The sequence below is a fragment of the Streptomyces megasporus genome (assembly GCF_000718985.1).
Lineage (GTDB): Bacteria > Actinomycetota > Actinomycetes > Streptomycetales > Streptomycetaceae > Streptomyces > Streptomyces megasporus.
Genome location: NZ_JODL01000002.1, coordinates 330391 through 355414, shown reverse-complemented (window position 1 = coordinate 355414; position 25024 = coordinate 330391). Strand labels below are relative to the sequence as shown.

22 protein-coding genes are annotated in these 25024 nt (G+C 68.9%); 7 read left to right on the top strand and 15 right to left on the bottom strand.

The window, feature by feature from the left end; translation table 11 throughout:
• Positions 1 to 38: 38 nt before the first annotated feature.
• From IF47_RS0103440 to ychF, 6 genes are all read right to left on the bottom strand, one after another.
• Positions 39 to 4835, bottom strand: a complete 4797-nt coding sequence (locus tag IF47_RS0103440) for a DEAD/DEAH box helicase (protein WP_211257154.1) — start codon at positions 4833 to 4835, stop codon at positions 39 to 41.
• Positions 4836 to 5207: 372 nt separating this feature from the next.
• Positions 5208 to 5429: a DUF7848 domain-containing protein gene (locus IF47_RS32240; RefSeq protein WP_031506488.1), complete on the bottom strand. Its 222-nt coding sequence runs from the start codon at positions 5427 to 5429 to the stop codon at positions 5208 to 5210.
• Positions 5430 to 5942: 513 nt separating this feature from the next.
• On the bottom strand, positions 5943 to 6776 hold the full coding sequence (locus IF47_RS0103430) for a helix-turn-helix domain-containing protein (RefSeq protein WP_031506487.1): 834 nt from the start codon (positions 6774 to 6776) through the stop codon (positions 5943 to 5945).
• Positions 6773 to 7288: a DUF6879 family protein gene (locus IF47_RS0103425; protein WP_031506485.1), complete on the bottom strand. Its 516-nt coding sequence runs from the start codon at positions 7286 to 7288 to the stop codon at positions 6773 to 6775. Before IF47_RS0103425 ends, IF47_RS0103430 begins: the two co-directional genes overlap by 4 nt.
• Positions 7272 to 7481 carry a hypothetical protein gene (locus IF47_RS0103420; protein ID WP_030408348.1) on the bottom strand — a complete coding sequence of 70 codons (210 nt, stop codon included), beginning with the start codon at positions 7479 to 7481 and terminating at the stop codon, positions 7272 to 7274. The genes IF47_RS0103425 and IF47_RS0103420 overlap by 17 nt, the downstream gene beginning before the upstream one ends.
• A gap of 364 nt (positions 7482 to 7845) precedes the next feature.
• Positions 7846 to 8934 (bottom strand): redox-regulated ATPase YchF, encoded by a 1089-nt coding sequence (gene ychF / locus IF47_RS0103415; RefSeq protein WP_031506481.1) that lies wholly within the window; start codon positions 8932 to 8934, stop codon positions 7846 to 7848.
• A 138-nt stretch (positions 8935 to 9072) separates the two neighbouring features.
• Here ychF and IF47_RS27405 point away from each other — a divergent pair, with 138 nt between their 5' ends.
• The gene (locus IF47_RS27405) at positions 9073 to 9753 is read left to right on the top strand and encodes a DUF6542 domain-containing protein (RefSeq protein WP_051716899.1); all 681 of its coding nucleotides are present in this window, start codon (positions 9073 to 9075) and stop codon (positions 9751 to 9753) included.
• Here the strand turns inward: IF47_RS27405 and IF47_RS0103405 are convergent.
• Complete coding sequence (locus IF47_RS0103405) at positions 9750 to 10733, bottom strand: 4-hydroxy-3-methylbut-2-enyl diphosphate reductase (RefSeq protein ID WP_031506479.1); 984 nt, start codon at positions 10731 to 10733, stop codon at positions 9750 to 9752. The genes IF47_RS27405 and IF47_RS0103405 overlap by 4 nt on opposite strands.
• A 104-nt stretch (positions 10734 to 10837) precedes the next feature.
• On the opposite strand from IF47_RS0103405, the gene xseA reads away from it, so the two are divergent.
• The 3 genes from xseA to IF47_RS0103390 all read left to right on the top strand — a co-directional run bounded on the left by xseA (position 10838) and on the right by IF47_RS0103390 (position 13106).
• On the top strand, positions 10838 to 12061 hold the full coding sequence (xseA, locus tag IF47_RS0103400) for an exodeoxyribonuclease VII large subunit (protein ID WP_031506477.1): 1224 nt from the start codon (positions 10838 to 10840) through the stop codon (positions 12059 to 12061).
• A gap of 38 nt (positions 12062 to 12099) precedes the next feature.
• Entirely contained in the window at positions 12100 to 12414 is a 315-nt protein-coding gene (locus IF47_RS0103395; RefSeq protein ID WP_031506476.1) for an exodeoxyribonuclease VII small subunit, read from the top strand.
• A gap of 98 nt (positions 12415 to 12512) precedes the next feature.
• On the top strand, positions 12513 to 13106 hold the full coding sequence (locus tag IF47_RS0103390; protein ID WP_031506474.1) for a malonic semialdehyde reductase: 594 nt from the start codon (positions 12513 to 12515) through the stop codon (positions 13104 to 13106).
• 35 nt (positions 13107 to 13141) lie between these two features.
• On the opposite strand, the gene IF47_RS0103385 is transcribed toward IF47_RS0103390, so the two are convergent.
• Complete coding sequence (locus IF47_RS0103385) at positions 13142 to 13672, bottom strand: DUF4245 family protein (protein WP_031506472.1); 531 nt, start codon at positions 13670 to 13672, stop codon at positions 13142 to 13144.
• A 205-nt stretch (positions 13673 to 13877) separates the two neighbouring features.
• On the opposite strand from IF47_RS0103385, the gene glpX reads away from it, so the two are divergent.
• Positions 13878 to 14909 (top strand): class II fructose-bisphosphatase, encoded by a 1032-nt coding sequence (gene glpX, locus IF47_RS0103380; RefSeq protein ID WP_031506471.1) that lies wholly within the window; start codon positions 13878 to 13880, stop codon positions 14907 to 14909.
• Between the two features lie 96 nt (positions 14910 to 15005).
• Here glpX and IF47_RS0103375 read toward each other — a convergent pair whose 3' ends face one another.
• On the bottom strand, positions 15006 to 15365 hold the full coding sequence (locus IF47_RS0103375; RefSeq protein WP_031506470.1) for a WhiB family transcriptional regulator: 360 nt from the start codon (positions 15363 to 15365) through the stop codon (positions 15006 to 15008).
• Positions 15366 to 15628: 263 nt separating this feature from the next.
• Positions 15629 to 16603, bottom strand: coding sequence for a hydrogen peroxide-inducible genes activator (locus tag IF47_RS0103370; RefSeq protein ID WP_051716895.1), 975 nt, complete (start codon positions 16601 to 16603; stop codon positions 15629 to 15631).
• 132 nt (positions 16604 to 16735) lie between these two features.
• Here IF47_RS0103370 and IF47_RS0103365 point away from each other — a divergent pair, with 132 nt between their 5' ends.
• The gene (locus tag IF47_RS0103365; RefSeq protein WP_031506466.1) at positions 16736 to 17290 is read left to right on the top strand and encodes a peroxiredoxin; all 555 of its coding nucleotides are present in this window, start codon (positions 16736 to 16738) and stop codon (positions 17288 to 17290) included.
• A 15-nt stretch (positions 17291 to 17305) separates the two neighbouring features.
• Positions 17306 to 17857, top strand: coding sequence for an alkyl hydroperoxide reductase (locus tag IF47_RS0103360; RefSeq protein WP_031506464.1), 552 nt, complete (start codon positions 17306 to 17308; stop codon positions 17855 to 17857).
• Positions 17858 to 17978: 121 nt separating this feature from the next.
• On the opposite strand, the gene IF47_RS0103355 is transcribed toward IF47_RS0103360, so the two are convergent.
• From IF47_RS0103355 to IF47_RS0103335, 5 genes are all read right to left on the bottom strand, one after another.
• The gene (locus IF47_RS0103355) at positions 17979 to 19889 is read right to left on the bottom strand and encodes a SpoIIE family protein phosphatase (protein ID WP_078591547.1); all 1911 of its coding nucleotides are present in this window, start codon (positions 19887 to 19889) and stop codon (positions 17979 to 17981) included.
• A gap of 248 nt (positions 19890 to 20137) precedes the next feature.
• Positions 20138 to 20818 carry a class I SAM-dependent methyltransferase gene (locus IF47_RS0103350; RefSeq protein WP_051716893.1) on the bottom strand — a complete coding sequence of 227 codons (681 nt, stop codon included), beginning with the start codon at positions 20816 to 20818 and terminating at the stop codon, positions 20138 to 20140.
• Between the two features lie 177 nt (positions 20819 to 20995).
• Complete coding sequence (gene fomD / locus IF47_RS0103345) at positions 20996 to 21682, bottom strand: cytidylyl-2-hydroxypropylphosphonate hydrolase (protein ID WP_031506460.1); 687 nt, start codon at positions 21680 to 21682, stop codon at positions 20996 to 20998.
• Between the two features lie 105 nt (positions 21683 to 21787).
• Positions 21788 to 23206: a class II fumarate hydratase gene (locus IF47_RS0103340; RefSeq protein WP_031506458.1), complete on the bottom strand. Its 1419-nt coding sequence runs from the start codon at positions 23204 to 23206 to the stop codon at positions 21788 to 21790.
• A gap of 26 nt (positions 23207 to 23232) precedes the next feature.
• Positions 23233 to 24909, bottom strand: coding sequence for a fumarate hydratase (locus IF47_RS0103335; protein WP_031506456.1), 1677 nt, complete (start codon positions 24907 to 24909; stop codon positions 23233 to 23235).
• Positions 24910 to 25024: the final 115 nt, after the last annotated feature.

Genomic DNA, 25024 nt, shown 5'->3' with positions numbered 1-25024 from the left:
TGTGGAGCATCCTCCAGTCAACTCGTCGGTACTCAGCTCTACTCCAAGATGTCGAGCGCGGGGAGGCTGTCCACGATCTTCATCGTCTCCAAGCTGACCGTGACGATCCGCTTGAGCAGGTCGATGATGTAGCGCGGGTTGTCAGACCAGTCGTTGGGATCGTTGACGATCCCCGATGCCTTGTCCACCTTGACCTGATAACGGTCGATGATCCACTCGATCGCGGAGCGAGCACCAAGCTGGTAGCGGTACGCCTCCTCGGGGATGTTGGTCAGCTTGACCCGAGTGTTGTAGACGATCGTCGACCGGTCGGCCTGCCCTTTGACCTTCGGGATCTTCATCTTGGCAACCCGGTACAGCTCGCTGGGAGGCGTGGCGGATGCGTCGCCGGTCACCGTCTCGACGATGCCCTTGTACGGCTCGGCCTGCTCGTACCCCAGGTGCAGGTCAGCAAGCTTACGGCCAGCCTCAGCGAAACCCTGGAAGTCCCGGACTTTCGGGATGCGCGGCAGGGACTTTTTCAGGTCCGCAGCAAAACGCTCGCGGTACTCCGAGGAGTGGAGCAGGCCGTAGGTGTAGTAGAAGATGTCGTCCTTAGTAATGGCTGACCCGGTGTACGCCTTACGGTAGTCAGTCAAGGCTGCATCAGTGACGTTATCAACGCGCTCATAGCCTCCGCCATCTTCATCGAAATCAAATCCGCCCTCAACAGCCAGCTTTCGGTATGTGTAGCGAGCGAAGTGCGGGCCGACGCTTTTAGTTCCGACTGCATGCCTGTCCGGTACGCCATCCACCATCAGCAAAGAGAACGGCTCGTCAGCACCAGTTCCTGTGATGTAGAACCCAAAGTTGCGATGTAGGGGTGTCGGGAACAGGTGATCAAGTTGATAAACCGTATTATTGAGCTTCCGGTCAAAGTAAACATGCTGGCGCGTGAAGGGGCGATAGGACGACGAGAATATCCTGTCCACCCGGAATACATACCGTTCCCCCTTCGCGATCCTCGCCTTATCGGCCCGGTCCCAGCTAATTTTCTTCGGATCCAGATCGATGTAATGATCCACGTCCGCAGGTCGAGGTGCAGCGATGCCGCGAGCGGCACAGTGCTCCGCAAAACCAACGACTTGATCGTTATAGAAATCGATCATGGATTCCATGTTCTCCTCAAGGCGCCCCTTAGAGAAGTTATAAACCCAAGAGTCACGAGCGGAATTAATCCCACTGGAGTGCAGGGAAAAGATTCCCCCCGCCTCGCCATCCTTGCCGCTCCTACTAATGGCTTGGAAGGTCGAGAAGCGCTCGTCGCGCTGGTTGATCCAGTCCCCATCCGCGTTCGGCTTGATTCGCTCCCAGTTCACGGTGTTCAGACTTTGCGAGTCGAGAATGCGGAGCTTGTCCTCACGGCTTAGATAGTCACCAATATCGCGATAGTACAGTTCGCAACTCTTCGCGGAGACGCTACCCAGTCCGCCCTTTACCAAGATCAGGATAGCAACAGTGTTGCGACTGCCCGAGGCGAAGATCTTGCCACCTTCCCTACGGGATAGCTCCCCGGAGGTGCGCTGATTACCGCGCAGGTTGTAGCAGTAGATCGCATCGAACTCATCGGTTAGAGATTTTCGCAGGCCGTCCGCTGTATTTCCGTCGATGTAGCCGCCGTTCGAGACGAAGGCGACGACTCCTTCATCCTTGATTCGATCTGATGCCCAGCGAATGGCGCGAACGTATGAATCGTAGAGGGAAGTCTTTAGTTTCGCACTGGACTGAGCAACATAGGTTTTCGAGATGCGCTCATCCAACGTCTCATACTTCAAATTCTGGTTGTTATCGTTTGCGCTGTCCTGCCCCACAGAGTACGGCGGGTTGCCGACCACGACAGTGATCCTCTGCCTTTGCTGCCGCTTCGCCCGCTCACTGTTTCCTTCCAACACGTCCAAACCATCAAGCTTCGCAGCACCGCCTTCGGCAAGCTGGAAGGTGTCAGCCAGTACGATGCCTTCAAAGGGCACATAGGCGTCCTTCTCGCCAGCGAGGTCGGCGTAGGCCGCTTCGATGTTGATCGCCGCGATGTAGTAGGCGAGTAGCACGATCTCGTTTGCGTGCAGCTCCTCACCATACTTGCGTGCTAGGTCCTCCGGCTTGATAAGGCCGGACTGCAGCAGCCGCACCGGGAAGGTGCCAGTCCCGGTGAACGGGTCGATGACGTGGACGCCCTCGTCGGTCAGTGAGCGGCCGAGATGCTTAGTCAGGGCCTGCTCGGTAGATCGCAGGATGAAGTCGACGACTTCTACCGGGGTGTAGACGATGCCGAGCGCGTCAGCGGTCTTAGGCAAAGCAGTCTTGAAGAACTTGTTGTACAGCTCGACGATGACGTGCTGGCGGCCTTCGTGGTTGTCGATGCCTTCAGCGCGGACGCGCACCGAGTGGTAAAAGTCCTCCAGTGTCTTGACCTCGGCGTCCAAGCCCTGGTCGTCGAGGACATCAAGCATGCGCTGCATCGCCTTGGAGACCGGGTTGTGTTCGGTGAAGGCGTAGTCCTTGAAGAGCGCGTCGAACACCGGCTTAGTGATGATGTGCTGCGCCAGCATGTCGATGGCGCTGGAGTCGGTGACACCGGGGTTTATGGTGGCGCGCAACTCAGCGACAAACTCTTGGAAAGCAGCCTGCTTCTCTGGGATGTTCAGGGCAGCCTTGATACGGGTGACGTGCCGGTCGGCGATCTGGGCGATGTCCTTTGCCCAGTCTTCCCAGTAGTGGCGCTCGCCGACCTTGTCGACGATGCGAGCGTAGATCGCTTCGCGCCAGTCGCTTACGGAGAACAAGGCGTCCTGAACATGCTGAGCGTTCTGGGCTTCCTGCTCCTTGGCAGCCTTGGCGCTGTCTGCGGTACTGGATCCGTCCCTATCGCCGACCTCCTCATCGCCGGCACCGATGTGACCGTGGCCGATGATGTCGGGCTTCTTCTTGTTCAGCTCGATTTGGTTGACGGTCGCGTTGAAGCGGTCGTCGTGGGCGCGGAGGGCCTGGAGGACCTGCCAGACGGTCTTGAAGCGCTGGTTGTCCGCAAGGGCCTTCTCCGGTGAGACACCCGCGGGGACAGCGACGGGCAGGATTATATAGCCGTAGTTCTTACCCGGCGCCACGCGCATGACACGTCCAACAGACTGGACGACATCCACGACGGAGTTGCGCGGGTTGAGGAACAACACCGCGTCGAGGCTCGGAACGTCCACACCTTCGGACAGGCAACGGGCGTTAGACAGGATGCGGGCGTTGTTCTGGCCAGGGTCCTGCTTGAGCCAGTCAAGGAGCTGGTTACGCCGCAGGGTGTTGAACGTACCGTCGACGTGTTCAACCTCGCAGTGCAACACGTCGTCATCAGCGTCGTCATACGCGTCAACGACCTCGTTGAACCGCTCCATGATGGCCTTGGAGTCGGCGATGGAGCGGGAGAACGCGACGGCCCGCTTCATCGGTGCTTCGTCCTTGCCAAACCCGGAACCATCAGCGAAGGTGCCGGTGCGCTTGGCCAAGGCGTTCCAGCAGCCGATGATCTTAGCTGCGTCGTCGAGCCGCAGTTCGGAGTCGCCGCCGGCGAAACCCTCTTGGAGGGTCTTAGCGACCACACCCTCGTCGATCGTGAGGATAAGGACCTTGTAGTCGGTGAGCAGCCCCTGCTCCACGGCCTTGCCGAAGCCGAGGCGGTGGAACTCAGGACCGTACTTGGTCTCGTCGTCCATCGAGGCGACGGCCGCGGAGGCGCCCTTGGCTTCCTGCTTGGTGTCGTCGCTGTACACGCGCGGGGTGGCGGTCATGTACAGGCGGCGGTCGGCGCCGATGAAGCTGTCGTCGTGGACGCGGACGAACGCGGACTCGTCATGGCCGGACAGGGTGACGCCAGTGGTGCGGTGAGCCTCGTCGCAGAGGATCAGGTCGAACCGGGGCAGACCCTTCTTCTGGGCGGCGGAGACCGTGGCGATCGACTGGTAGGTGGAGAACACCACCGTCAGGCCGGGGACGGCCTCGACGCTGGCCATCTGCGCGACCAGCCGGTCCGGGTCGGTGGTGGCCGGCAGAGCGAGGTCGTGGGTGGACATGTCCTTGTCGTCACCCTGAGCCTTCTGCTTGCCGACCTGGGCGTCGGAGCAGACGGCGAAAGCGCGGAGCGGAACCTCGGCCTCGTACGACCACTCACGCAGTGACTGCGAGAGCAGGGCGATGGAGGGCACCAGGAACAGGACAGTGGTGTGCTCGCCCTGACCGGCCTCGGCACGCTCCTGCTGCAACCGCTCGGCGATCTTCAGGCTGGTGAAGGTCTTGCCGGTACCGCAGGCCATGATGAGCTTGCCGCGGTTCTGCTTGGTGAAGCCGGCGAAGACATCGTCGATCGCCGCCTTCTGGTGCGGACGCGGGCTCTTCTTCTCCCGCAGCGTCATCTGAACTTCGTGGTCGATGCCCTCCGCGGGCAGGTGCCACTCGACCGGGCTGTTCGCGATGTCGGACAGCCCTATCCGGGTGACCGGAATCTGCTGGTCGTCCAGTGCCTCTTCCGCATGGACGCTCCACTTGTCCGTCGTGGAGATGATCATCCTGCGAGTGAAGACGCCCTTGCCGGAGGCCGTGAAGAAGGAGTCGATGTCCTCCTTGCGAACCGTGTGGTGCGGCTCGTAGAACTTGCACTGGATGGCACAGAAACCGCCAGTCTCCCGGTCCTGCGCGACCAGGTCGATACCGGTGTCGCGCTTGTCCTGCTCCGCACCCGGCCAGTCGGCCCACATCCACACTCGGGTGAACTGCTCGGTCCACTGCGGGTCGGTGCTCAGGTACTGGACCATGAGCTCCTCGAAGCGGGTACCGCGGTCCCTGTTCCCGGTGGCTCCGTTACGGATCGCCCTGAGTACGTCGTGCACCGTCGTCGTAGCCGTAGCCAACTCGCTCCGCACCCCATCACAGTCAGCGGCGCGCGTGTCCGCGCGCCCGGTATTCCACCCCAAACAGCCTGACAACTCTACTGCTCAAGAGCGTGATCCAAGTCCTGATCAGAGAGTTCTGATCGACCTGGAAACCGTGGCGGAATCTCGGCTGCTATGACCTGGCGATCCCCAGTTCCCCTCTGGGGGGTCACCCCCCACCCCATGGGGCAAGTAAGACGCGGGGGCTCTTGCCTGCCTGGGCCAACGCGCCGTGTCCAGATGGACAGGTCGCCGCTACTCAGTCCGCACGACCAGGGCGAGGGATGTACAGACTCGCCGGAAGCTCTGGTGCCCGGCCCTGCCGGTGTGCCGCATGCACTCCAGGTCGACGGCTGCCCCGTCCTCCGAAGGCCCGGCCTTCCAGTCGCACCGCAGACACTCGGCCTCGTACGTGACGTCCGTGTCCGGGTGCTGTGTGATCCGGTGCGTCACGTACCGAAGGATGGAGCGGGTCATCGAGGGCTCCCCGTGGTCCTCACAGCTTCCGCGATCCGCTCCGCGGCCTCCGCTCGCACCATGCCCACGTGTACGTACGCCGCACCCTTGTGGGTGACTGTGGGGCGAACAGAGCCCCAGACGCTCTCAGGAAGGCCGAGGGCCGCCAGTGCCGACCGGAGAGTCTCTGCCGCCTCAACGGCTCTCGTACGGGCGTCTCGCCATGTCTGCATGTCCACCGCTTCAGCGCCTCCGCGTCCGGTGCGGGTGGTTGCGAATCTCGACATCGGCGTCTGTCGCCGCCGACAGGTCTCCTCTGTCGCGCGCTTCCTGTCGTTGCTTGACCAGTGCCCCGCACACATCACACCCCGGTGCCGGCTCCGGGAGCGGGAGGGGGAGTGCCAAGTTCACCGGCCCCGCCATCGTCGTCTTCCTTGTGCTCACTGCACGACCTTCCGCCGACTGCCTGTGCGGCAGCGATACTCCCGCGAGACGTGCGCCGGTTCGCGCTTTAGTCGCGTTGTGGGGTAAAGATCAAGAGCGGCACGCAGCCGACCACTCGGCAAGTCTCGCTCTGGCCGCTTCACCGAATAGGGCGGATTCCTCGTACCCGGAGAACTCCTTCAGGTAGCTCTGGATGTCTCGGCCGTCGTGCAGCACGAGACTGCCCGCCGAGGTCTCGATGGTGACCAGCGATGCGTCATAGATGGTGAAGGTGTTCAGCGGGTTCGTGGGAGTAGGAGTCCCCATCGGGATCACTCCGATACGCACGTTCGGCAAGTAGGTGAGCGAGGCCAGGCGATCCATCTGTTCAGCCAGCGCCAGTGGAGAAACGACGGGCCAGCGGACCGCCTGCTCGGTAAGGATGAACGTGAACTGCTTCGATGTGTCGTAGAGGACAGCTTGCCTCTCCAGCTTTCCCGCTATCGCTTTGCTCGTGTCCGCCGGGGAGTGAGCGAGGCTCGCCCGCACGTATTCCGGGGTGGCCAGCAGGCCGGTAACCATCGAGAGCAGAAAGTACCGCATGTGCGTCGAGGACGCTTCGAGCGCCTTCAGCTCCGTCTGCCTCGTCCCGAGCCCTTTACGGCGCAGCTCCCGCAGGTTCCTCCACTCCGTGTTGGCCATCCTGGCGAGTGCCAAGACCTCGGCGACCATGCTCGGTGGCGCATCGAGGGCTCGGAGGATCTGCTCGACGTCGACAAGGGACGGCCGCACCTTACCGTTCTCGATGCGGCTCACCTTGGACTGCGACATGTTGCAGCGCGCGGCGAGCCGAACCCCGGAGAGTCCGGCTCGCTTGCGCAGGTCTCGGAGCATCGAGGCCAGTTCCTGACCGGACTGGCCGAGCTGCTCGGGCTCGAACGTCACTCGTTCACGTACTCCAAGAACGGCACCGACTCGGCGATCGCGACCCGCTGGTATTCGATGAACGGCGTCGGGTCGCCCTCGTACAGCTCCCGGCCGATCTGCGTTCCGTCTTCCTCGTAGTGCATGAGGACGACCCTCGAACGGTCGAACATCCAGAAGTCCTGGACTCCCGGCAGGGGGTTCTCCCGGTCCGTTACGTCGAGAATTCGGATGTCCTCGCCGGCCAACACATGCGGGGCGTAGTACCGCGAGAACTCGAACCGCAGGTACTCGGAAAGCGGACGGGTCACGATGTGCACTCGTCCCTTTCGTTTCCCCTCCCCTCGTATCCGCTTCAGATTCTCGGTGTACGCGGATGAGTAAGTGTGCGGGTCGACTCGCTTACCGGCCCGGAACGCTTCGAGTTCTTCGGTCTCCTGGGGGACGAGGTACTGCGGCAAGGTCTCCAGCCGCCACGCTTCCGACTGGAATTCCCGGAGCGTCGCCCGCCACTCGTCACCATCCAAGAGCACGGAACGCCTCCCGGAGGACGCTTTCCGGAATCTCGACCAGCCCCTCTCCCTGCGGTGGCGCGAAGGCGTCGGACACGTCGCCCTGCACGATGAACGTTCCCCGCTCGGTGCGGTACACGTTCGGGCAGTCGTCCTCGCCGCACTCGCCGTTCCCGTTGCCGGTCAGTCGGGTCAGCTCTGCACGTTCGGACATATCCACTCCCCTGTCCGCGGCTCCCGGTGGAGCCGTTCAGGACGACCGTACGAGGGCCGCAGAGGGCCGGTCTATGCACTTTGGCGACTATGCACGTTCTTGCATAAAGAGGCCGCGAGTGGCCCGTCAGAGGCAGCCCTCGCGCTTGGGGCACCAGCCGGGAAGTAGAGCCGACCGGCACCCGAAGAAGGCCAGGTCACAGGCGCTTCCAGCCGTGCCGGCGCGTCAGCACCAAGTCAGCACAGGGCCAGGAAACAGCCTGAAACAGCCAGGGAAAACAGGAAGGGACCAGACCTTGCGATCTGGCCCCTGACCTGGGGTTTCCTGCCCTGATCGGCGACTCGGCCGATCCGGGGTTCAGCCGTCAGACGTTGAAGCGGAACTCCACCACGTCGCCGTCCTGCATGACGTAGTCCTTGCCCTCCATGCGGGCCTTGCCGCGGGCCCGGGCCTCGGCGACCGAGCCCGCCTCGACCAGGTCCTCGAAGGAGATGATCTCGGCCTTGATGAAGCCCTTCTGGAAGTCGGTGTGGATCACGCCGGCCGCCTCGGGGGCCGTGGAGCCCTTCTTGATCGTCCAGGCGCGGGCCTCCTTCGGGCCCGCCGTGAGGTAGGTCTGCAGGCCGAGCGTGTCGAAGCCGACGCGGGCGAGGGTGGCCAGGCCCGGCTCCTCCTGGCCGACCGACTGCAGGAGTTCGAGGGCGTCGGCCTCGTCCAGCTCCACGAGCTCGGACTCCAGCTTGGCGTTGAGGAAGATCGCCTCGGCGGGGGCGACCAGCGCCCGCTGCTCGTCCTTGAAGGCGTCGTCGGTCAGCTCCTCCTCGTCCACGTTGAAGACGTAGAGGAAGGGCTTGGTGGTGAGCAGGTGCAGGTCGTGCAGGAGCGCGGCCCGCTCGGTGCCCTGGGCGATGCCGGCGGAGAACAGGGTGCGGCCCTCGTCGAGGATGCCCTTGGCCTCCTCGACGGCCTTCACCTTGGGCTGGACGTCCTTCTTGACCCGGGCCTCCTTCTGGAGCCGGGGCAGGACCTTCTCGATCGTCTGGAGGTCGGCGAGGATCAACTCGGTGTTGATCGTCTCGATGTCGTCCTTGGGCGAGACCTTGCCGTCGACGTGGACGACGTTCTCGTCCTTGAAGGCGCGGATGACCTGGCAGATCGCGTCCGATTCGCGGATGTTCGCCAGGAACTTGTTGCCCAGGCCCTCGCCCTCGCTCGCGCCGCGCACGATGCCCGCGATGTCGACGAAGTCCACGGTCGCCGGGACGATGCGCTCCGAGCCGAAGATCTCGGCGAGCCCGGCCAGCCGGGCGTCGGGCACGCCGACGACGCCGATGTTCGGCTCGATGGTGGCGAACGGGTAGTTGGCCGCCAGGACGTCGTTCTTGGTCAGGGCGTTGAACAGGGTCGACTTGCCGACATTGGGCAGGCCGACGATTCCGATCGTGAGCGACACGTGGCGACTTCCCGTAACGAGAGGATCTTGGTGGACCGGCCCGGACGGGGCCGATCCACCAGTCTACGGGCACCCGAAGGGCGGGCAGGGCGCGTGTCCGAGCCCCCTCGGGACCGGCGCGCGCCCTACGTTGGTTCGGTGGAGCAACACATCGCGCGCATCACCCGTGACCGTCGGCGGCGCCGGACGGCGCGCCCCCCGTCCTCCGACGCCCGGAGCGACACGCCCGGAACCGGACGGGAACGGCCCGCCGGGGACCGGCCCCGCCCCGCTCCCACGACCGCCCGGCGCACCTGGCCACCCGGCGCGCGGCTCACCGCGCTGGGGTGCGGACTGCTGACCTGCGGTGCGATGACGGTGGCCGGCGGGCTGGACGCGTGGCTGCTGGACGGGCACGCCACCGCGTACGGGATCTGCTTCGTGCTGGTCGCCGCCGTGTGCGCGCTGTGGGTGCGGCCGGCGGACCTGGCCGCGGCGCCGATCGCGGCGCCGATCGCCTTCACCGCCGGACTGCTGTTCCTCGGCGGCGACTCGGATGGGTCGGCCGGGTGGCTCCTGGAGATGGTGACCGCGCTGGCCGTCAACGCCGGATGGGTGTACGGCGGCACGCTGGCCTCCGTGCTGGTCGTCCTCGCCCGCGCCGGCGTCGGCCGCCGCGGGTCCGGCAGGTTCGCCCGTCCCGGCAGGACCGCCAAGCGCGCCAAACGCGCCAAACGCGCCAAACGCGCCGAGCCCGCCAAACGCGCCGGGCTCGCCAGGGCGAGGCTCGCCCGGCCGGGCGGGCTCGGCCGGTCGGCCGACCGGGGCCTGTCGGGTTAGCCGGCGGCCTTCCGCGCCGCCTCGGCGCGCAGGTCCCGGCGGAGTTCCTTGGGGAGCGAGAAGGTGATGGACTCCTCGGCGGCCTTGACCAGCTCCACGTCCGTGAAGCCCCGCCCCGCCAGCCACTCCAGGACCTCCTCCACCAGCACCTCGGGCACGGAGGCGCCGGAGGTGACGCCGACGGTGCGCACCTCGTCGGTCAGCCAGGCCTCGTCGATCTCGGAGGCGAAGTCCACCAGGTACGCGGCCTTGGCGCCCGCGCCGAGGGCGACCTCGACGAGCCGCTTGGAGTTCGAGGAGTTCTGCGAGCCGACCACGATGACCAGATCGGCCTCGGCCCCCATCAGCTTGACCGCGTTCTGCCGGTTCTGCGTGGCGTAGCAGATGTCGTCGCTGGGCGGGGAGACCAGCGCCGGGAAGCGCTGCTTGAGCCGGTCGACGGTCTCCATGGTCTCGTCGACGGAGAGAGTGGTCTGGGAGAGCCAGACGACCTTGGACTCGTCGCGCACGGTGACGTTGTCCACGTCCTCCGGGCCGTCGACGAGGGTGATGTGGTCGGGCGCCTCCCCGGAGGTGCCGATGACCTCCTCGTGACCCTCGTGGCCGATCAGGAGGATGTCGTAGTCCTCCTTGGCGAAGCGGACCGCCTCCTTGTGGACCTTGGTGACCAGCGGGCAGGTCGCGTCGATGGTGGCGAGCTTCCGCCGCTCGGCCTCCTCGTGCACGGTCGGCGCCACGCCGTGTGCGGAGAACATGACGATGGAGCCCTCGGGGACCTCGTCCGTCTCGTCGACGAAGATCGCCCCCTTCTTCTCCAGCGTCTGGACCACGTACTTGTTGTGGACGATCTCGTGGCGGACGTAGATCGGCGCGCCGTACTGCTCCAAGGCCTTCTCGACGGCGATCACGGCGCGGTCGACCCCCGCGCAGTAGCCGCGAGGCGCGGCGAGGAGGACCCGGCGTGCGGTCGTGGAAGTCATGGGCCCATCGTACGGGCCCCCGGTTCCGGACTCGGGGGCGAGGCGACGGGACGGACGGCGGCGGGGTGGGGACCGCTGTCGGTTCCGACGGTTAGCCTCCTCGCATGGCTCTCAACACGTCGCCCGAGGCGCCGGTTCCCGTCGGCGAGGTGTCGCGGCTGATCGGCGGATGGATCGACCGGCTCGGCGCCGTCTGGGTGGAGGGGCAGATCACACAGTTGTCCCGACGCCCCGGCGCGGGGGTGGTGTTCATGACCCTGCGCGATCCCTCCCAGGACGTCTCCCTGACCGTGACCTGCTACCGAGCCGTCTTCGACCGGGTCGCGGACGTGGTCTCCGAGGGCGCCCGGGTGGTGGTGCACGGCAAGCCGGAGTGGTACGCGCAGCGTGGCCGGCTCTCCCTGCGGGTGGCGGACATCCGGCCGGTCGGGGTCGGCGAGCTGCTGGCGCGGCTGGAGCGGCTGAAGAGGACGCTGGCCGCCGAGGGCCTGTTCGCGGCCGAGCGGAAGAAGCCGCTGCCCTTCCTCCCCCGGCTGATCGGCCTGGTCACCGGCCGTGCCTCGGCGGCCGAGCGGGACGTGCTGGAGACGGCGCGGCAGCGCTGGCCCGCCGTCCGTTTCGCGGTGCGCAACGTGGCCGTGCAGGGTGTGCACGCGGTGCCGCAGGTGATCCAGGCGGTCAAGGAGCTGGACGCCGACCCGGCCGTGGACGTGATCGTCGTGGCTCGGGGCGGCGGCAGCGTCGAGGATCTGCTGCCGTTCTCCGACGAGCAGTTGGTGCGGGCCGTGGCCGAGTGCGTCACGCCCGTGGTCTCGGCCATCGGGCACGAGCCGGACACCCCGCTGCTGGACCTGGTGGCCGACCTGCGCTCCAGGACGCCGACGCACGCCGCCAAGGACGTGGTGCCGGACGTCCGCGAGGAGCTGGAGCGGGTGCGGCAGTTGCGCGAGCGGGCACTGCGGGCCGTGGAGACGATGGTGGAGCGGCAGGAACGCGGCCTGGCGGACACCATGAGCCGCCCGGTGATGGCCCGCCCGTACACGATGGTGGAGGAGCGCGAGGAGCAGATCGAGGCGTTGCTCGACCGGAGCCGCCGGACGTTCGGCCACCTGCTGGACCGGGCCGGGACGGAGCTGGAGCACACCCTCGCCCGGGTCGTCGCGCTGTCGCCCGCGGCGACGCTCAGGCGCGGCTACGCGGTGCTCCAGCGGGCCGACGGGAGCGCGGTGCGGGCGCCGGGCGAGGTGGCGGACGGCGAGGAGCTGCGCGCCCGCCTCGCCGAGGGCGAGCTGACGGTGGTCGCCCGGCGCGCGGACGGGGACGAGTGAGCGGCCGTGCTGTCCGAGCGCGGCTCTAGGCTGGGCGCATGACGGATGTGAGCACCCCGCCGCCGATCGGGGAGATGGGCTATGAGCAGGCGCGCGACGAACTGATCGCCGTGGTCCGGCGCCTGGAGGCGGGCGGTTCCACGCTGGAGGAGTCGCTCGCCCTGTGGGAGCGCGGTGAGGAGCTGGCTGCGGTCTGCCGTCGCCTGCTGGACGGCGCCCGGGCCCGGCTGGACGCCGTGCTGGCGGAGGAGTCCGGCGCGGAGGACGGCGAGCCGGACGATGAGGGGGACGGCGAGGAGGAGTCCGCGGAGGACGACGGCCTCGGCGAGAGGGACGAGGAGGGCCGGGCGTGACGGTTCCGTCTCACGGAGCCCCGCGTTCGATCGTCCGCCCGCCGCCCCTAGAGTAGATGGTACAAAGTTCAACCATCTATGCGAAGAGGGACGCCCCCATGACTCTGGCTCTCGACAGCGCCGCCCAGGACCTGCTCTTCCGCGAGGCCCACACCGCCCACGCCTTCGCCGACGAACCGGTGTCCGACGAGCAGATCCGGGCGATCCACGACCTGGTGAAGTACGGGCCGACCGCTTTCAACCAGTCGCCGCTGCGGGTCACCCTGGTCCGCTCCCCCGAGGCCCGGGAGCGGCTGGTCCGGCAGCTCTCCGAGGGGAACCGGGCCAAGACGGCGTCCGCGCCGCTGACCGCCATCCTCTCGGTGGACCTCGACTTCCACGAGCGGCTGCCGAAGCTGGCTCCGCACGCCCCGGGCCTGAAGGACCGGTTCTTCTCCGAGCTCCCGGTCCGCGAGGCGTCGGGCTCCTTCAACGCCGCGATCCAGATCGGCTACTTCATCATCGGCGTCCGCGCCGCCGGACTGGCCGCCGGGCCGATGACCGGCTTCGACGCCGCGGGCATCGACAAGGAGTTCTTCGGGGACGGCAAGCAGAAGGTGCTGGCCGTGGTCAACATCGGCAAGCCCTGCGCGGAGTCCTACCGCCCCCGGTCGCCGCGCCTGGCCTACGAGGACGTCGTCACCACCGTCTGACCCCCTCGCACGGCCACTCCCCCGGCCGCCCGCGCTCAGTCCTTCTCGGTCTCGAGCGCGGCGGCCAGTCGCGCGAGGCTGTCGAACGGCGCCGTGCCGGTGACCACCGTGGTCACCCCGGACTCCTCCAACACCAGCGCGTCGTACTTCGGGCCCTCGTAGCGCGTCCACTCCTCGCCCTCGACCGCCTGGGTGCGCTCGGTCCGCTCCGCGCCGTGGGTGACCTTCTCCACGAACCTCGCGGCGTCGCCGTCGCTCTGCTCGACGGCCGCGTACTCGTTCTCCGGGTCCATGAAGCCCAGGTGCCACGCGGCCCCGTGGTCGCTTCGGGCGTCGTACCTCACCGAGGTCGCGCGCCAGGTGTCGGGCAGCCCCACCGGCGCGGCCACCGGGTACGGCGCCGCGCGCCGGGCCGTGACCAGCTCCGTTTCGTAGGTGATCGGACGGACCGGGTCCAGCGAGTCGTCGTGCGGGATGAACAGGTACACGAAGCCGGCGCCGAGAAGGACCACCAGCATCGAGAGCACCATGTTCCGCGCCGTCTGCGTGTCGCTCTTTCTTGCCACACGTCCATCGTCCCCCATGCCCGCATCCCCCCGGACCACCGCCCCCGCGCATCCCCGCGCACCCCTCGTCCGCCCCCGCCCACCCTCCGCGCTCATCCGTGGGGCACCCTGCTCAGTTTGTCGTCGTCCGGATAGGGTCGAAGCACCCTCAAACTTCGGCCGTCGCGTTCGGAGGCCGTACAGACGTGCAGAAAGGTGCGTCACGATGACCGATCACCACCTTCCCTCCCAGCTCGAGGTCAGCCCCGAAGCCCCCGACCGCAACCTCGCCCTGGAACTCGTCCGCGTCACCGAGGCGGGTGCCATGGCGTCGGGCCGCTGGGTCGGCCGAGGCGACAAGAACGGCGCGGACGGCGCCGCCGTCAAGGCCATGCGCACCCTGATCTCCACCGTCTCGATGAACGGCGTCGTCGTCATCGGCGAGGGGGAGAAGGACGAGGCCCCGATGCTCTACAACGGCGAGCGGTTGGGCGACGGGACGGGCCCGGAGTGCGACGTGGCCGTGGACCCGGTGGACGGCACGACGCTGACGGCCAAGGGCATGGGCAACGCGGTGTCGGTGCTGGCCGTCGCCGAGCGCGGTTCGATGTTCGACCCGAGTGCCGTGTTCTACATGGACAAGCTGGTCACCGGCCCGGAGGCGGCGGAGTTCGTCGACATCACCGCCCCGCCCTCGGTGAACATCCGCCGGGTGGCCAAGGCCAAGGGCAGCGCTCCCGAGGACGTCACCGTGGTGATCCTCGACCGGCCCCGCCACGCGGACATCGTGCGGGAGGTCCGGGAGTCGGGCGCCCGGATCAAGTTCATCTCGGACGGCGACGTCGCGGGAGCGATCATGGCCACCCGGGAGGGCACCGGCATCGACCTGCTCCTGGGCATCGGCGGCACGCCGGAGGGCGTCATCGCGGCCTGTGCGATCAAGTGCCTGGGCGGGGTCATCCAGGGCAGGCTGTGGCCGAAGGACGACGAGGAGCGGCAGAGGGCGATCGACGCGGGCCACGACCTGGACCGCGTCCTGACCACCGACGACCTGGTCAGCGGCGACAACGTGTTCTTCGTCGCCACCGGCGTCACGGACGGCGAACTGCTGCGGGGGGTGCGCTACCGCGGGGAGACCGCCACCACCCAGTCGCTGGTGATGCGGTCGAAGTCCGGCACGATCCGCACGATCGACTCCACCCACAGGCTGTCGAAGCTGCGCGCCTACAGCGCCATCGACTTCGACCGGGCCCGCTGAACCGGGCGCCGACCGTCCCGGCGGCGGGCCGGGAGCCCGCCGCCGCCCGGGGAGCCGGCCGGCCACGCCGCGCCGGAGCGCCGTCGGGTCGGTCGGTCAGGCGATGCGGGACACCTGGGGGGACTGCCCCAACTCGGTGTCGCGGCGGCGTCGACGGGCGAGCATCACCCGGCGCTCGGCCGCCGTCAGGCCGCCCCACACCCCGTACGGTTCGGGCTGGAGCAGCGCGTGCTCACGGCACTCGATGAGCACCGGACACCGCGCGCAGACCCGTTTGGCCGCCTGCTCCCGGGAGAGACGGGCGGCGGTGGGCTCCTTCGAAGGGGCGAAGAACAACCCGGCCTCGTCCCTGCGGCAGACCGCCTCGGAGTGCCACGGCCCCGCGTGATCGCTCGAGGACGTGCGCTGAACAGGGACGACGGCGGCCTGCGGAGACTGATGCGGCGTTGGCAGCACGGTCTACTCCTGACGACGGCTACGGCTGTTCTGTCTGTCGATTGAGTCACCTTGTTCCGCCTTGCTGCGCACGGCAGTTCGCGCTGCGGCCGTACGAGAGACGATGCATCGGGCCTACCCACTGTGCGCACGCTTATGCATACGGTGGCGTATCACCGGAACGCCTCGGCCACCCTTCGGGCTTTCGCGTCCCGTGAGGGACGCGGCGCGGCGTGCGCGGCGTGTGCCCCCGCGGCGGACGGGCGGCGACGGGCGGCCGGCCGTCACTCCACGATCCGCACCGGAAGCGGACGCATTGCCTCCCGCAAATCCTTGGCGAGCACCTCGAACTCGTGCCGCCGGGCCGCGCTCTCCCGCATCACCAGGCCGATCCGCCGCGAGGGCGCCGGGTCGGCGAACCGGGCGGTCGCCAGCAGCTCGTTCCGCTCCGTCTCCACGTGCAGCGAGGTGCGCGGCAGCAGCGTCACCCCGAGCCCGCCCGCGACGAGTTGGACCAGCGTGGAGAGTCCCGCCGCGCTCGTGGCGGCCGGCACGCCCTCGAACCGCCCGGCCTCCCGACAGACGTCCAGGGCCTGTTGGCGCAGGCAGTGCCCCTCGTCCAGGAGCAGCAGGTCCAGATCGCGCAGGGCCTCGCGCGGCAGACCGTCCCGACCGGCCAGTTCGTGATCGCGGGGCGTCACCAGGACGAAGTCCTCGTCGAACAGGGGCACCGTCGTCACCCCGGAGGCTCCCGCGGGCCCCGAGGCGCCGAGCGGCACCGCGAGCAGCAGCGTGTCCAACCGCCCGCCCAGCAACCCCTCCAGCAGCGAGGCCGTCTGCTCCTCGTTGACCTGGAGGTCCAGCTTGGGATAGCGATCGTGAACGAGCCGCAGCACCGTCGGCAGCAGGTACGGCGCGCAGGTGGGGATCACCCCGAGCCGCAGCGGCCCCGTGAACGGCGCCCGCACCGCGTCCGCCTCCTCCAGCAGTTCGCCGACCGCGTCCAGGACCGTGCGGGCGCGGACGGCCAACCGCTCCCCCGCCGGGGAGAGCATCACTCTGCGCGTCGTACGCTCGACCAGTTGGACACCCAGCGACTCCTCCAGCGCCGCGACGGCTCCCGACAGGGCGGGTTGGCTCATGCCGATCTCCGCGGCGGCCTCACGGAAGTGCAGGCACTCCGCCACGGCCGTGAACGCCCGCAGTTGGGACAGGGTGGGGGGACGTCCCTGGCGGGAGTGTCGGGCCGGGAGAGTCACCGATAGCCTCCTTCGATCAATGTCAGTGAGTCTAGTTATTTCTTTGATCAATGGCGTCTATGGCAGTGTGGATCATGCCCAACCCTCAGGAAACCCCCGCCCTGGGGTATTTCCACGCAACAAGGAGAGCGTGTGCTCACTGTCGGTGACAAGTTCCCCGAGTTCGACCTGACCGCTTGTGTGGACCTCGACGCCAGCAAGGCGTTCGAGCAGATCAACCACAAGACCTACGAGGGCAAGTGGAAGGTCGTCTTCTTCTGGCCGAAGGACTTCACCTTCGTCTGCCCGACCGAGATCGCCGCTTTCGGCAAGCTGAACGACGAGTTCGCGGACCGCGACGCCCAGATCCTGGGTGTCTCCGGTGACTCCGAGTTCGTCCACCACGCCTGGCGCAAGGACCACCCCGACCTGCGCGACCTGCCCTTCCCGATGCTGGCCGACCCCAAGCACGAGCTGATGCGGGCCTGTGGCGTCGAGGGCGAGGACGGCTACGCCCAGCGCGCGGTCTTCATCGTGGACCAGAACAACGAGATCCAGTTCACCATGGTGACCGCCGGCTCCGTCGGCCGTAACCCCAAGGAGGTCCTGCGGGTGCTGGACGCCCTGCAGACCGACGAGCTGTGCCCCTGCAACTGGACCAAGGGCGAGGAGACCCTCGACCCGGTCAAGCTGCTCGCGGGTGAGTGAGGATCTGAGGACGACATGGCTCTCGACGACCTGAAGTCGGCCCTGCCCGACTACGCCAAGGACCTCAAGCTGAACCTCGGTTCGGTGATCGGCAACTCCGACCTGCCCCAGCAGCAGTTGTGGGGCGCGGTGCTGGCCTGCGCGATCGCCTCCCGCTCGCCCAAGGTGCTGACCGAGCTGGAGCCCGAGGCGAAGGCCAACCTCTCCCCCGAGGCGTACACCGCGGCCAAGGCCGCCGCCGCCATCATGGCGATGAACAACGTCTTCTACCGGACCCGGCACCTGCTGTCGGACCCGGAGTACGGCACCCTGCGCGCGGGCCTGCGGATGAACGTCATCGGCAACCCCGGCGTGGACAAGACCGACTTCGAGCTCTGGTCGCTGGCCGTCTCCGCCATCAACGGCTGCGGACAGTGCCTGGACTCCCACGAGCAGGTGCTGCGCAAGGCCGGTGTGGACCGCGAGACGGTCCAGGAGGCGTTCAAGATCGCGGCCGTCATCCAGGCGGTGGGCACCGTCCTGGACGCCGAGGCGGCCCTGGCCGACCCGGCCCCGGCCGGGGTCTGACCCACCGTCGGCCCCGCGCCACCGCACGGCCGAACGGCCCCGGACCCGTCACGGGTTCGGGGCCGTTTCGCGTGTCGCCCGCCGGCCGCGGGGCGGGGTGCCGGAGCCGACCGGACCGCCCTCACGGGAACGGGATCTCGAACCAGACCACCTTGCCGGTGCTCAGCCTCGTCGCGCCCCAGCGCCGGGCGAGCCGGTTGACCAGGTACAGGCCCCGACCGCCCTCGTCCGTGGCCCGGGCCTGCCGCAGCCGCGGCAGTTGCGGCACGTCGTCCCCGACCTCGCAGCGCAGCACGTCGGTGCGGAGCAGCCGCAGCGTGATGGGACGCTCGGCGTAGCGGACGGCGTTGGTCACCACCTCGCTGACCAGCAGCTCCACGGAGTCCGTCAGCTCCTCCAGGCCCCAGCGCTCCAGCGCGCGCCGCGCCAGCCGGCGGGCCTGCCGCGCGGTCTGGGCGCGCGGGTCGAGGTACCAGTAGGCCACGTCGCTGGGCGGTATCCCGTCGAAGCGGGCCGCCAGCAGCGCGATGTCGTCGTCCCGGTCGCCCGGCCCGAGGATGTCCAACACCTCGTCGCAGAGCGGCTCCAGGGGCGGTGGGGTGTCGGGGCGGGTCAGCCCGGCCGTCTCCGCCAGTTTCTCGCGCAGGTAGTCGATCCCCGTCCAGATGTCGCGGTGCCTCGACTCCACCAGGCCGTCGGTGTAGAGCAGCAGCGTCGCGCCCGCCGGGGCGTTCAGCTCCACCGCCTCGAAGTCCACTCCCCCGACGCCGATGGGCGCGCCGGCCGGGATGCGCAGCACCTCCGCCCGGCCGTCGCGGTAGAGCATCACCGGCGGCGGATGCCCGGCGTTGGCCACCACCATCCGGTGCGCGACCGGGTCGTAGACGGCGTACAGGCAGGTCGCCATCCGGTCGGAGCCGAGCCGCTGGGCCTGCTCGTCGAGGTGGTGGAGCACCTCCTGCGGCGGCAGGTCGAGTCCGGCCAGGGTCTGCGCGGTGGTGCGGAGCTGTCCCATGATCGCCGCGGAGGTCATGGAGTGGCCCATGACGTCCCCGACGACGAGGGCCACCCGGCCGCCGGGCAGCGGTATCGCGTCGTACCAGTCGCCGCCCACCCGGGCGGTCTCGGCGGCCGGGAGGTAGCGGCTGGCCAGCGTCACCCCGGTGGGCTGGGGCAGTTCGTCGGGGAGCATGGTGCGCTGCAACTCGTCGGCGATGTACGCCTCACGGCCGTAGAGCACCGCTTTGTCCACGCCCAGCGCGGTGTGTGTGGCCAGTTGCGCGGCCACCAGCAGGTCGTCGGACTCGAAGGCGGCCCGGTCCGGGCGGCGCAGGAACACGGCCGCGCCGATCACCCGGCGCCGGCCGCGCAGCGGCGCGAGGATCGCCCGGCGCCCGGCCGGGGCGTCGCACCCGGCGCCGAGCAGTTCCGGCAGCGCCTCGCGGGCGGTGGACGAGTCGCCGAACACCGGACGCACCCCGCGCAGCACCTCGGCCAGCGGTCCGCCGCCCCGCACCTCGACCAGCTCCTGCGCCCCGCCCACGGCGCCCTCCGTCGGGCCGACCGGCGGGGGCAGCGGGAACTCCCCGGTGTCGGACGGGTCCTGGTCGGCGGGGGCCGGGGCCGCGTGGTCGGGCAGCCGGTCGGTGCGGCGCAGCCGCAGCAGGAAGGCCCCGGTGGGCCGTTCGTCCCCCACCGGCAGCGGGTCGCGCAGGTAGACCAGGATCGCGTCGGTGAACGCGGGCACGCTGGCCCGGCACAGGCCGAGGACGGTCTCGTCCAGGTCCACTCCGCGGGCGATCCGCCGGGTGGCGGCGCCCACGAACCGCAGCCGATCGCCTCCGCGCCGCTCCCGCTCGGCCCGCTCGTCCCCGCTGGGGTGCTCGGTCGCACCGGGCGCGGCGCCCCGGCCGGCCTCCTCCGGCGCGCCGGGACGGTGACGCCCCACGGGCTCGTCGCCACCCGCGGGCCGGGCGTGGCCCGTCTCCGTCGCGGACTTCGGAGCCGACTGCGCCGACGGTACCGACGGCATCGGCGTCTCCACCGGCAGACCGGGGGCGCCGTGGGAGGAATCCTGGGCCCCGTCGGGCGTGTGCCGGCCGCCGCGCGGGTCGGGCAGCGCGGCGGGCGCGGCGTCCGCGTGGCCCGCCACGGGCATGGCCGTGCGGGCGCCGCCGCCCATCGGCCGGGCAGCGGGCTGCTGAGGGGTGGGGTGCTCCGTCACGCGTAGGGTTCCATCCGTCCGGGGCCGCGCATCGGGCGTGCCCAGCGCTTGGGGACTCAAGGGCGTCGTCGGCAGTTCAGGAAGACCTGGATCTCGGGGGACACGTCCGTGCTGGCCGGCGCGTACGCGAACGACTCCTCCCCGGCGATCTCGAAGCCCGCGTCCCGCACCACCTGGCGCAGTTCGTCCCGTAGGTACCCCGATACCCGAATGGTGTTGCCCAGGAACGGGATTCCGAAGTCGTCCACGTCGGCCTCGACCATCCCCAGGGCCAGCGGTCCGCCGGGCTTCACCTGGCCGTGCAGCATGCGCAGGGCGACGGGGATCTCCGCCCGCGGCAGCATCAGCAGCGAGAAGAAGGCGGCGGCGCCGTCGAAGGGCCCCAGGCCACTGTTCTCCAGGTCGGCGATGTCCATCTGGTGGAACTCGGCGTCGGGGACGTTCTCCCGGCTGAGCTTGACCATGGCGGAGGAGAAGTCGATGCCGACGACCCGGTGCCCGGCCTCCGTGAGCTGACGGGCCGTGGGGACTCCGGTGCCGCACCCGATGTCGAGCACCCGGGACCCGGCGGGCAGTTGCCCCGCCAACCAGGCGCCGGCGGCGACCTGGCCCTCCTTGTGGGGGAACACCTCGTCGTACCGGTCGCCGATCGTGTCGAATGCCTCGGCCTGGCCGGTGCGGTCGATCGCCGTCCGGTCGTAGTCCGCGTACACCTGATGACCGTCCGTGCTGCTCACGTCTGGGCTCCTCTCGCGGACATGCGCCAATTCCCTTGTCGGGTGGTCGAGTTCGTGTCGGGTGGGGCTTTCCGTCAAGTCCGGGTCGATCCTACGGTCGCGGTCCGGGGACACAGCAAGGGGTTGCGGCATCTCCGTGGCCATCATGCGAGAAGCGGGGGCGACGTCACCAGCCCTTCAGCCGATCCGTACCGGTTCGCGGTCCCAGTCCCGGGGCAGCGCCGGCACCGGCCAGGCGGGATCGGGGCGCCAGTTCTCCCAGCCGTCGCGGAAGGGGCTGCCCCACGCGCGGATCGTCGCCACGGCCCGGCGGCCGGCGTCCCGTACCCGCTCGGCCTGGTCCGTCTCCATCAGGCCGGCGCGCTGCGCCTGGTCGAACTCGTCCTCGTCCTTCCACTCCCAGGTGCGGTCGGGGTAGACGGCGATGTCCAGGAAGTGGTCCTCGGAGTCCACCCCGCCCGCCCAGCGGCGCAGCGGCTCCTCCAGGTTCACGTACCAGTTCCTGAACCGCCAGCCGCGGTCCCAGAACAGCCACACCGACCAGGGCTCGCCGGCTCGCGCCAGCTTGAGCACGCCGGTGCCGAACCACCGCGAGCGGACGGTCCTGCGCGGCTTGGTGTAGCGGGTGGCGAGCGGCTCGCGGTGCACGGGCGTGCCGTCGGCCAGCTCCGGCTTGACGCAGGCGGTGCCGGGAGCCATCCACACGGCGAGCAGCTCGGGCGTGTCGCGGACGACGGTCACGGGCCGGCAGATGTGGACGTGGTCGCCGCCGTTGGCCCGGTAGCGCCACAGGATGTGCTCCCCCGCCCTCCAGCGCGGGCCGCCGCCCTCCGTGTCCGTTTCGTCCTCCGTCTGCGCTCTCATGCGCGGATCCTAATCGCGGTCCGGGGAGCGTTCCGCGATCCACGACACGATCCGCGCCACGGTCCGCCCCGCCGCCGCGGGACGGCGGGGCGGGTGGCACGGGGCTCAGGGACGGGTCATGCGCAGCACGTCCAGGGCCTCGTCCAACTGCTCCGGCGTGAGCAGACCGCGCTCGACGTAGCCGGACTCCAGGACCACCTCGCGGATCGTCTTCCGCTCCGCCAGGGACCGCTTGGCGACCTTCGCGGCCTCCTCGTAGCCGATGTACCTGTTCAGCGGGGTCACCACGGACGGTGAGGACTCCGCGTACTCGCGGGCGCGCTCGACGTCCGCCTCGATGCCGTCGACCGTGCGGTCGGCCAGCAGCCGGGAGGCGTTGGCCAACAGCCGGATGGACTCCAGCAGGTTCTTGCCCATCACCGGGAGCATCACGTTCAGCTCGAAGTTGCCGGACGCCCCGGCCACGGCGACCGCCGTGTCGTTCCCCGTGACCTGGGCGGCGACCATCAGGACCGCCTCGGGGATCACCGGGTTGACCTTGCCGGGCATGATCGAGGAGCCGGGCTGGAGGTCGGGCAGGCGGATCTCGGCCAGACCGGTGCGCGGGCCGGAGGACATCCAGCGCAGGTCGTTGCAGATCTTGGTCAGGCCGACGGCGATCGTGCGGAGCTGCCCGGAGGTCTCCACCAGGGCGTCGCGGGCGCCCTGCGCCTCGAAGTGGTCGCGGGCCTCGGTCAGCGGCAGCCCGGTGGTGCGGGCGACCTCGGCGATCACGGCCGCCGAGAAGCCGGGCGGGGTGTTGATGCCGGTGCCCACCGCGGTGCCGCCCAGCGGCAGCTCGGCCAGGCGCGGCAGACAGGCCCGCAGCCGCTCCACCCCGTACCGCGTCTGCGCCGCGTAGCCGCCGAACTCCTGGCCGAGTGTGACGGGCGTGGCGTCCATCAGATGGGTGCGGCCCGACTTGACGACCTCGGCGAACTCCTCCGCCTTGCGCTCCAGCGCCTCGGCGAGGTGCTCCAGCGCCGGGATCAGGTCCCCGGTGACGGCCGCGGTCGCCGCGATGTGGATGGAGGAGGGGAAGACGTCGTTGGAGGACTGGCTGGCGTTGACGTGGTCGTTGGGGTGCACCGGGGCCCCCAGCCGCTCGCTCGCGAGCGTGGCGACGACCTCGTTCATGTTCATGTTGGAGGAGGTGCCGGAGCCGGTCTGGAAGACGTCCACGGGGAAGTGGTCGTCCCAGCGCCCGTCGGCGACCTCGGCGGCGGCCTCGGCGATGGCCCGGGCCGGCTCCGGCTCCAGGACGCCGAGCTCGGCGTTGACCTTGGCCGCCGCCTCCTTGATCCGGGCCAGCGCCTGGATGTGCGCGCGCTCCAGACGCCGGCCCGAGATCGGGAAGTTCTCCACGGCGCGCTGGGTCTGTGCCCGCCACTTGGCGTGCGCGGGCACCCGCACCTCGCCCATGGAGTCGTGTTCGATCCGGTGTTCCGCGCTGTTCCTGTCGTGTTCCTCGCTCGTCCCGCTCATGGGGACGAATCTACTTCTTCGGAGTGTCAGTCCGCGGAACGAACCGGGATGGACGTGACGAACGGCTTCGTCGGGCCGGGGTCGGTGAAGAAGTCGTTGCCCTTGTCGTCGACGACGATGAACGCCGGGAAGTCCTCCACCTCGATTCGCCAGACCGCCTCCATGCCCAACTCCTCGTACTCCAGGACCTCGACCTTCTTGATGCAGTCCTGGGCCAGACGCGCGGCCGGGCCGCCGATGGAGCCGAGGTAGAAGCCGCCGTGCTTGGCGCAGGCGTCGGTGACCTGCTGGGAGCGGTTGCCCTTGGCCAGCATCACGAAGGAGCCGCCGGCCGCCTGGAACTGCTCGACGTAGGCGTCCATCCGGCCCGCGGTGGTCGGGCCGAAGGAGCCGGAGGCGTAGCCTTGCGGGGTCTTGGCCGGGCCCGCGTAGTAGACGGCGTGGTCGCGCAGGTACCGCGGCATCTCCTCGCCCGCGTCCAGCCGCTCCTTGATCTTGGCGTGGGCGATGTCGCGGGCGACGACCAGCGGTCCGGTCAGCGACAGCCGGGTCTTGACCGGGTACTTGGACAGCTCGGCGCGGATCTCGTCCATCGGACGGTTGAGGTCGATCCGCACCACGTCCGAATCGAGGTCGGCGTCGGTGGTGTCGGGCAGGAAGCGCGCCGGGTCGGTCTCGAGTTGCTCCAGGAAGACGCCCTCGGCGGTGATCTTCGCCAGCGCCTGGCGGTCGGCGGAGCAGGAGACGGCGAGGGCCACCGGGCAGGACGCGCCGTGCCGGGGCAGCCGGACGACGCGCACGTCGTGGCAGAAGTACTTGCCGCCGAACTGGGCGCCGATGCCCAGCTTCTGGGTCAGTTCGAAGACCTTCTCCTCCAGCTCCAGGTCGCGGAAGCCGTGGCCGGTCGGGGAGCCGGAGGTGGGCAGGGAGTCCAGGTAGTGCGCGGAGGCGTACTTGGCGGTCTTGAGCGCGTACTCCGCCGAGGTGCCGCCGACGACGATCGCCAGGTGGTACGGGGGGCAGGCGGCCGTGCCCAGGGAGCGGATCTTCTCCTCCAGGAAGCGCATCATGGACGCCTCGTTGAGGACGGCCTTGGTCTCCTGGTAGAGGAAGGACTTGTTGGCGCTGCCGCCGCCCTTGGCCATGAACAGGAACTTGTAGGCGTCGCCGTCGGTGGCGTACAGCTCGATCTGCGCCGGCAGGTTGGTGCCGGTGTTCCTCTCCTCCCACATGGTCAGCGGGGCCATCTGGGAGTAGCGCAGGTTGAGCTTGGTGTACGCGTCGTGGATGCCTCGGGAGAGGGCCTCCTCGTCCCCGCCGTCGGTGAGCACGTTCTGGCCGCGCTTGCCCATCACGATCGCGGTGCCGGTGTCCTGGCACATCGGGAGGACTCCGGCGGCGGCGATGTTGGCGTTCTTCAGCAGGTCCAGCGCGACGAACCGGTCGTTGGGGGACGCCTCGGGGTCCTCCAGGATGCGGCGGAGCTGGGCCAGGTGCGCGGGGCGCAGGAAGTGCGAGATGTCGCGCATCGCCTCGGCCGCGAGCAGGCGCAGCGCCTCCGGCTCGACCTTCAGGAAGGTGCGCCCACCGGCCTCGAAGGTGCTGACGCCCTCGGAGGTGACCAGGCGGTACGGGGTGGTGTCCTCGCCCAGCGGGAGCAGGTCCGTGTAGGCGAACTCGGGGGCACTGGAACCAGTGGACATGGACGTCTCTTCCTCTCGACGACGGCGCCTCACAGCGTAAGACCCCAGGGGGCGGGCGACGGCCGTGAGGTCCCGCTCGTCCGCCCGTCGGGGCCCCTGGTCGCGATGTATCGCG

What these genes read in the sequence shown, in the direction of transcription:
- IF47_RS0103355 (WP_078591547.1), bottom strand. Translation starts at nt 19,889, where the DNA reads ATGCCGTCGGTACCGTCGGCGCAGTCGGCTCCGAAGTCCGCGACGGAG.
- fomD (WP_031506460.1), bottom strand. Translation starts at nt 21,682, where the DNA reads ATGAGAGCGCAGACGGAGGACGAAACGGACACGGAGGGCGGCGGCCCG.
- IF47_RS0103340 (WP_031506458.1), bottom strand. Translation starts at nt 23,206, where the DNA reads ATGAGCGGGACGAGCGAGGAACACGACAGGAACAGCGCGGAACACCGG.
- xseA (WP_031506477.1), top strand. Translation starts at nt 10,838, where the DNA reads ATGGCTCTCAACACGTCGCCCGAGGCGCCGGTTCCCGTCGGCGAGGTG.
- IF47_RS0103395 (WP_031506476.1), top strand. Translation starts at nt 12,100, where the DNA reads ATGACGGATGTGAGCACCCCGCCGCCGATCGGGGAGATGGGCTATGAG.
- IF47_RS32240 (WP_031506488.1), bottom strand. Translation starts at nt 5,429, where the DNA reads ATGACCCGCTCCATCCTTCGGTACGTGACGCACCGGATCACACAGCAC.
- glpX (WP_031506471.1), top strand. Translation starts at nt 13,878, where the DNA reads ATGACCGATCACCACCTTCCCTCCCAGCTCGAGGTCAGCCCCGAAGCC.
- IF47_RS0103360 (WP_031506464.1), top strand. Translation starts at nt 17,306, where the DNA reads ATGGCTCTCGACGACCTGAAGTCGGCCCTGCCCGACTACGCCAAGGAC.
- IF47_RS0103390 (WP_031506474.1), top strand. Translation starts at nt 12,513, where the DNA reads ATGACTCTGGCTCTCGACAGCGCCGCCCAGGACCTGCTCTTCCGCGAG.
- IF47_RS0103420 (WP_030408348.1), bottom strand. Translation starts at nt 7,481, where the DNA reads ATGTCCGAACGTGCAGAGCTGACCCGACTGACCGGCAACGGGAACGGC.
- IF47_RS0103440 (WP_211257154.1), bottom strand. Translation starts at nt 4,835, where the DNA reads ATGGTCCAGTACCTGAGCACCGACCCGCAGTGGACCGAGCAGTTCACC.
- IF47_RS0103335 (WP_031506456.1), bottom strand. Translation starts at nt 24,909, where the DNA reads ATGTCCACTGGTTCCAGTGCCCCCGAGTTCGCCTACACGGACCTGCTC.
- IF47_RS0103405 (WP_031506479.1), bottom strand. Translation starts at nt 10,733, where the DNA reads ATGACTTCCACGACCGCACGCCGGGTCCTCCTCGCCGCGCCTCGCGGC.